Here is a 6,777-nt window from a genome sequence, read left to right on the forward strand (position 1 = left end):
GTCCAAACTTCTTGGTCAACATCGCTAGGTCGCCGAGGCCATCGCTTGTTCGCGAGCAGTTAACTATTGACGATTCCAAACGCGGTCGTAAGAGCAAATCTTGCAATTTCTTCGCGAACCCACCATGTCTACTAGCCTGTAAATAAACTGTTTTGAGCCCTAAGAGGCCTGCATGGAAAGCGCATTCGTCGCGGACACCAATCTTTTTTTCGAATGTAGGCGTTTGGAAGAGCTGCCTTGGTCTGAACTTGCGGTGGACCCAATCGTTGTCGCGCTGACGAAGCCTGTCTTGAGCGAAATCGATAAGCACAAAAAGAGCGGTGGAAGGACACGGAAGCGAGCGATTGAGATATCGAGGCGGATTCGTGAGATGCTTTCGACGATGTCGCCTGAGGTCGTCATCAAGGAAGCAGAACCGCGAGTAACTCTAAGGCTGGTGGCCATGGTGCAACCAGACCCTGAATTCGCCGGTGCACTCGATTATGCTATTAATGACGACCGGATCGTCGGGACAGCCTCGGCGATTAGAAAAACGGGGACGTTCAGTTCCGTCTCTGTGTTGACAGACGATAGCGTTGCAGCATCGACAGCCCATGGGATCGGATTACCATTTTTCCTTATCCCGGAAAGTTGGAAGCGACCTCCGGAAGAAACAACAGAAGATAAGCGTATCAGGGAGCTGGAGAAAGACCTCTCAACATATCGGGCACAAGAACCCTCGATAAAGGTCGCCGACGTTTCCGAACATCCAGCACAGGCTCACGTGATCCGTCGCGTCGCCTCGAAACTTCAGCCTGTCGAAATTGACCAGCTGATTGAAAAACTCAAAGAACGTCATCCTGTGAAGCAAGACTTCTCCGTCCCAGGAGGGGAGACCTTGCCCGATGGGACTGAAATTTCTTACGAGGCCGCAGGCGATGACGCGATCGAAAAATATACGAACGAGTATCTAAAATGGCTCGATGCATGCCGATCGATCTTCGAAACGCTGCACGATGGCCGCGTTGAGATCGAAGCTGATGTTGCGTTGGCATTTGGCGTTCAAAATATCGGCACTCGGCCAGCTTCGAATATGCGTGTGACTTTCGAAGCCGTTGGGGAAATTCTGCTGAGCCGTGAAAAATACGACCTGGACGATGATGTCTATGATGGCGATGATGTTGAAGGCAATGATATCGACAATGTCATAGAGGGTTCGGCATTAAAGCCCATTCCGAAGTTACCTGCGCCGCCCGCCTCACCGGCGGCCCGTAAGATTGTGAAACGCCCGCCGCCTGCGACGACTGGTTTCGATATTGCCACGTTGAAAGGGCCAGCCGCCTCAGTAAGGCTTGCGGACTTCGCAAAAGCTTCGCTCGCAATAAGGGGGCTCGATTCTCATCTTTCGGCGATCCGTAGCGCAGAATCGATGCTTGGTAGCCTGCACGGAAACCGTGCACTGGCCGATCTGGCACGGGGAATAAACCCGTTATCCGACGCGCTGAAACAGTTCGAGGAGCGAAACCGCATAAACAGTCTGATCAACCCGATGGGCGTCGCGAGATCACCCCTTTACGATCTCGCAAAAATACAGCCAATATACATGCCGAAACCTCACGACCCTGAATTGTTTTATTTCGACGAATGGCCGAAAGCGACCACCGTCAAACGCGGAGCCTTAAGTTGCGACCTGTTTCGTCATCATCGAGCGGAGGAGGTATTCGAGATAGATATCGTTTTTCCGAAGGAAGGCAAAGCCACTGGTGCCGTGAAGTGCACTGTTGAAGCAGAAAACCTTACGAAGCCGGTGGAGTTGGTGGTGCCGGTCAGCCGCAAGATCGAAACTTATAGTCTCTCAACAATTGCAAAGGCGATGGTTGAAGCATGCTACGGCTAAACTTCAATGGCTCGCCGTCAACAGGCTCAGGGTTGGGGGATAACGGCTTCTGCGGCCGCTTTCTTTTTCGCGAACGTGGCCCTCAGTGATGCCGACCGTTTAGCGTTCTCCTGGGCCGAGACAACTCTGCTTTTCTTTGCGATGCTCATCTTCACGCGTGCCGCTGCGTCGGGGCGCGTGCCTTTTCTTATCTCGCTGTACCGTGCCCGCATCTCGGCCGTACGTGTATGGCCAGCGTTCGCTTTGCTGATCTTCCTCGCGCCTCGACAGACTGTTTGCTGCCGCGCCCCCAACCGGCGGTCAACCGGCTCACGGCCTTAGTGATGTAACGCGCGGTGTTCTGGTTCATACCCCTTCGACTTTCGCCTCCCGGAACCGCCAACTGAGGACAAAACCGTGGCCGCTGGCAAAATGGGCCTTGAGTGACCTTCTTCGATCCATCGAGCAATGGTGTCACGCTGATCTCGCGAGACCAGTGCCATAAATTGCTCTTCTGTCAGCTCGAAACGGACGACTCGCTGCTCCTGATAGGATTTCGCGGCGGCATGGCGACCTTCAAACACACCGGCGGCGCTCGTACGGATTCTCTGAAAGCCATTCCGCCAGTTTCGCGCTGATAGCCTATGCTTCGTCGTGGCTGAAATGTTGGCATCCCGAAATCTTCTGCGCCGCGCTGTTGAACGCGCAACCACTAGGCTTCTATGCTCCGGCGCAAATCGTCAGGGACGCCCAGCAGCATGGTGTCGAAATACGACCCATCTGCATCAATGCGTCCCGATGGGACTGCACTCTTGAAGAAGCGGATGATGGTCGGCTCGCCGTCCGGCTTGGGATGCGCATGGTCAAGGGGCTGGCCAACAAGGACGGAGCGACCATTGTCGGGGCTCGCGAAGATAGGGCTTTTTCATCCATCGACGATCTTTGGCGGAGAGCAGGAGTTCCGTCCGCGTCGCTGGTGCAATTGGCGGAGGCGGACGCATTTCGCCCCGCGCTTGGCCTTGCACGACGTGACGCCCTCTGGGCAATTGAAGGACTTCGAGACGAGGCCTTACCGCTCTTCGCGGCCGCCGCCGCACGCGAACAGACCGTCATCCCGGAGGCGATCGAACCGCGCGTCGAATTGAAGCCGATGACCTCGGGCAGCGAAGTCGTCGCGGATTACAGCCATGTTGGCTTGACCCTGAGAGAGCATCCTCTGACCTTTCTCCGGCAGGACTTCAATCGACGAAAGATCGTCACCTGCGAAGATGCGTTCCGAGCCCGGGACGGAAAGTGGTTGGAATTAGCCGGTCTGGTTTTGGTCCGACAAAGACCTGGGTCGGCGAAAGGCATCATGTTCATTACGCTGGAGGACGAAACCGGGATCGCAAACCTGGTCGTGTGGGTAATCTGTGGCGGCCGAAAAGTATCTGGTTGTTCTGCGTGTCGAACGAAGCGCCACTAATTGGCAAGAACCTCATCACTATGTGACTGTTGATAAATCGGCTTTTTTTGGAGGGAGTAACGGGGGGAGTCGGTCTCTTTCGTCAACAGGTTGGTCATAGGTAACATCCCCGCTTCTGGAGGTTGGTCGCTGAGGGGTTCCGGTAGCTCTCTTTGAGCCACGTCAAACGGCGATAGAGCAGCTTTCCTGCTGACCGGCCGGAATAACCGAGGGTCTTGAGATGGTCGACAGCATCGATCATGGTCTTGTCTAAGACGGACTTCGCCCCGGTCGCCACTGTCTTATCTTCCAGAGCCACGACAAGGCGGGCCACAGCAGCAGCAACGGCCGTATCGAGTTCAGCGACCTCGGGCTCACGCTTCGCCACCAGGCTTGCGCGATACCGTTTCTGGCGCAGTCGTTGCTGCTCTCTCTTACCACTTGCTTTTCTCGGCATCACACGCTCTCCTACCGTCCCTACGTGACAATATCCGAACACGTTGCAAGAGACCGTACTTCCTCCGCCGACGGCCGCTGGAGGACCGGGACGCCGACTAATACAAACCTGAAAGATGCGCAGCATCTCCGGTAAAGCAGACCGCCCCAAGAACCGCTCGCAGAACCTTCTGTTCGTATTGGGGTCCCCAATGTGTGAACCCGGAACCAAATATCTGATTTTCAGAGCCGTATTTATTCCAGTATTTCCACACTATACTATGTTGACATTTTTTAATATTCCCAAATTCCCACACATCTGGTTGACGTGTTTTTTAATATTCCTCTCACTGAAATCTCGCTGGAATAAATACTTCTTGATTTAATCCCGCCGACAAACAGACACTGGATTAAATCAATATGAAATATTCCAATGTCAGCTCCGTCCCGCCCACCAATGCCAGCTCCAACAACCCCGGTCATGCTGCCAAAACGGCAGAACTTCCAGCCATCGGCTCGCGGCAGTCTCTCCAAGATCGTCGACACACCGCATCGCGTTCATGACCTAGCACCCGAAAGCCCACGGCCTCAGGCAATGTTGCAAGGGGTCAGAGTCGACAGCAATCACATCCTGACGGCGTTCGACTACGGCGTTTATGAATACCTTCAGTCCTGGGCATTCGAAAATGACAAGGCTATGGAGCAGAGGTCCTACAGCATGCCTCTGTCGACGCTACGTCGTTTTATGGGGCCGCACGTAAAGACTGCAGACATCGACGCATCGCTGGATAAGCTGTTTAACGTGAGGCTCTCTTACACCTTGGCATCTGGCCCAAGGTTCGAGCGGGTCCAGATGTTGACCAGCTGGCAGAAGGTTGAGGGCAAGGATGTGATCCTGGGCTGGCAGTACCCCGAACCGATCAGAGAGCTGATGAGTAATCTCGGCGTCGGCAAATACGCCCATCTGGAACTCGTGCCGATGACGACAAATGGCATGAGCAGCCGGTGGTCACCTCCGCTCTATAAGTGGATCGCCTTCGAAGCCAGCCAGCGGAAATGGAAGCCGGGCCAGCCGAATACCTTTGACCTGAAGATCGAGCCCGGCCGCTTGGTAGGCGAGATCGATTTTCCTGAAGACGAGAACGGCAAGTTCAATATCGGGAAGCTGACCAAATTCGCGACCGAGACTTTTATCAAAGACATTGAAAACGTCCGGAAATTTTCAGTCGCCTGTGAACCCGAATACGAAGCCGTTAGAGGCCGTAAGATTAGTGCCTACAAATTCACGGTCACAGTAAATCCGCCATCAATGCACAACGTGAGGGTGCGGTACCACAAGACCCAGTTCAGGATCGGGGCAAAAGACGATGCCCGATATCAGGTTCGGTCGGACATCTGGCTCAAGGCCAGTAAGGCCTTCTCCGTCGAGGGTTCCCCGATGCACGGCCTGGTGCATTGGAAACTCACGGAACTATGGCTAGTCGCACTCCAGGAAGCCATCGACAACAAAGCGCTGACGCCCGGTTTCGAGACACGTCCGTATCGTGGGGAAAGCCTTTTGATGGCAATCGAAGCTGAAGGGGCGGACTACGCTTGTTGGGGGTTCCTAAGTGAGGAAGTTGCTGACCCGGACCTGATCGCGCATCTGGACATGCTGCCGCGCCACCTGCGGTCGTTTATCGCGAGTGAGGCCGAGAGTGGTCGACGTGACCGCGTCGGTTGGAAGGCTGATCGTCGGCGGAAGGTCAACAAGAAGTCGACCGACTACATTGATAGTCTAATTCAGCCTGAGCCGGTTAAAGAGCCGATCACGTTTGAGACTTGCTCTAAAATCCATATTTACTTCAGCCTTCCTGTCGAGCAACTGGAAGGACCCGTCTTCGAGAAAATGAAATCGCTCAGATGGACGGGCACCAGGGTTGTCCGCTTGGTGAACCACTGGTCGACCGAGGATGGCCAAGACGAAACATACAGCATCGATATCAAACCGACCTTCGAAGAGTGGTGCACGGTGCTCCACAAACTAACGCCGATCAAAAAAGGTACGGAGGTTTATTCATGAGCATCGATCCAGAAAAAGTCCTGCCGTCCTGGCGTTTCCTGCTGTCCAACCAGATGGAGGTTGATGCTAAGAAGTGGTTCGACTTCATCGACTTCTGGCCACCTCACGGCTGGACGGAGGACCAGATCAAACGGCACGTCGAGAAGACCGTCATCGGTAAAATGGAAACATCCTGGCCGATGATCTACAAGATCGATCAGAAGCTTGACGGTCTCGTTTCAAAGACCCTGATGCTGATGTGCCACCGGCCGCGCGATCTGCCGAACGGATATCGCTACCTGTTTGGCCATGCATTCAAAGGATGCGACGGACCTGATGCGATCCGAGCCTCGTTCAGAAGGGTCATCGATCACAAGCGATCCGGCGGGGCGAAACAGACATTCGTGGACCCCGGAGAAGAGGAATACGATGACGCCCGCATCATCGCGATATCGTCGAGGACTGGCGACGCCGTTCACCGCGATGATCTCATCGAAGAGGCGCAGGTAAAATTGGACAAGAAGGAAGCGGCCTTGAAGAAGCAAGCTTCCGTTAACTCTGCCCCATTTTCCGCTTGAACTGACGACTCCTCCATGGTTGTATCCGTAGCCATCAATGCCTTTGAAAGGGCACACCGCATGCGAGTCCAGTCACAGCTATTTTCGAAGATATCAGCCTAACCGGCTGAGCCGCGTGTGCGGTTTTCGGAAAACTGTGACTAGATTTTAAGGACTCGCAGCAATGGCGTTCACCGACCAGTATTTCACGGCCGACACCCACTTCGGCCACCAACTCATGCTCCAGTCGCGCCCGTTCGCGACGACGGACGAGATGGATTATTTCCTGATCGACGCCTGGAATTCGGTCGTTCGTGATGACCTGCCACTGAACTTTCATCCGACTGCGATTAGAGCCTCGGCGGCTTTGAATACGCCAAATGGCGCGGTGGGAGCAACCGGCGGAAACGCGAAGCTTTCATCTTGCGCAGCGTTGGAGCCGGTT

5 protein-coding genes and 2 pseudogenes are annotated in these 6,777 nt (G+C 54.5%); 6 read left to right on the forward strand and 1 reads right to left on the reverse strand.

The annotated features are described in order from the left end of the window. Positions 1-172 precede the first annotated feature (172 nt). The 3 genes and pseudogenes from C5L10_RS32210 to C5L10_RS32225 form a co-directional block, all read left to right on the forward strand. Entirely contained in the window at positions 173-1,876 is a 1,704-nt protein-coding gene (locus tag C5L10_RS32210; RefSeq protein ID WP_105433029.1) for a PIN domain-containing protein, read from the forward strand. Between the two features lie 422 nt (positions 1,877-2,298). Beyond that, positions 2,299-2,493 (forward strand): hypothetical protein, encoded by a 195-nt coding sequence (locus C5L10_RS32220; RefSeq protein WP_105433031.1) that lies wholly within the window; start codon positions 2,299-2,301, stop codon positions 2,491-2,493. Continuing rightward, positions 2,451-3,263, forward strand: a pseudogene (locus C5L10_RS32225) (hypothetical protein); the annotation flags it as partial. The gene C5L10_RS32220 and the pseudogene C5L10_RS32225, both read left to right, overlap by 43 nt. Positions 3,264-3,414: 151 nt before the next feature. Here the strand turns inward: C5L10_RS32225 and C5L10_RS32230 are convergent. Continuing rightward, positions 3,415-3,756, reverse strand: coding sequence for a hypothetical protein (locus C5L10_RS32230; protein ID WP_105433032.1), 342 nt, complete (start codon positions 3,754-3,756; stop codon positions 3,415-3,417). A 411-nt stretch (positions 3,757-4,167) separates the two neighbouring features. On the opposite strand from C5L10_RS32230, the gene C5L10_RS32235 reads away from it, so the two are divergent. The 3 genes and pseudogenes from C5L10_RS32235 to C5L10_RS32245 all read left to right on the forward strand — a co-directional run. After that, positions 4,168-5,796: a hypothetical protein gene (locus C5L10_RS32235; RefSeq protein WP_172717298.1), complete on the forward strand. Its 1,629-nt coding sequence runs from the start codon at positions 4,168-4,170 to the stop codon at positions 5,794-5,796. After that, complete coding sequence (locus tag C5L10_RS32240; RefSeq protein WP_172717299.1) at positions 5,739-6,353, forward strand: hypothetical protein; 615 nt, start codon at positions 5,739-5,741, stop codon at positions 6,351-6,353. The genes C5L10_RS32235 and C5L10_RS32240 overlap by 58 nt, the downstream gene beginning before the upstream one ends. A 163-nt stretch (positions 6,354-6,516) precedes the next feature. Beyond that, positions 6,517-6,777: pseudogene (locus C5L10_RS32245) on the forward strand (hypothetical protein); the annotation flags it as partial.

This window comes from Neorhizobium sp. T6_25, assembly GCF_002968555.1.
Classification (GTDB): Bacteria; Pseudomonadota; Alphaproteobacteria; order Rhizobiales; family Rhizobiaceae; genus Neorhizobium.

What these genes read in the sequence shown, in the direction of transcription:
- C5L10_RS32210 (WP_105433029.1), top strand. Translation starts at nt 173, where the DNA reads ATGGAAAGCGCATTCGTCGCGGACACCAATCTTTTTTTCGAATGTAGG.
- C5L10_RS32230 (WP_105433032.1), bottom strand. Translation starts at nt 3,756, where the DNA reads ATGCCGAGAAAAGCAAGTGGTAAGAGAGAGCAGCAACGACTGCGCCAG.
- C5L10_RS32235 (WP_172717298.1), top strand. Translation starts at nt 4,168, where the DNA reads ATGTCAGCTCCGTCCCGCCCACCAATGCCAGCTCCAACAACCCCGGTC.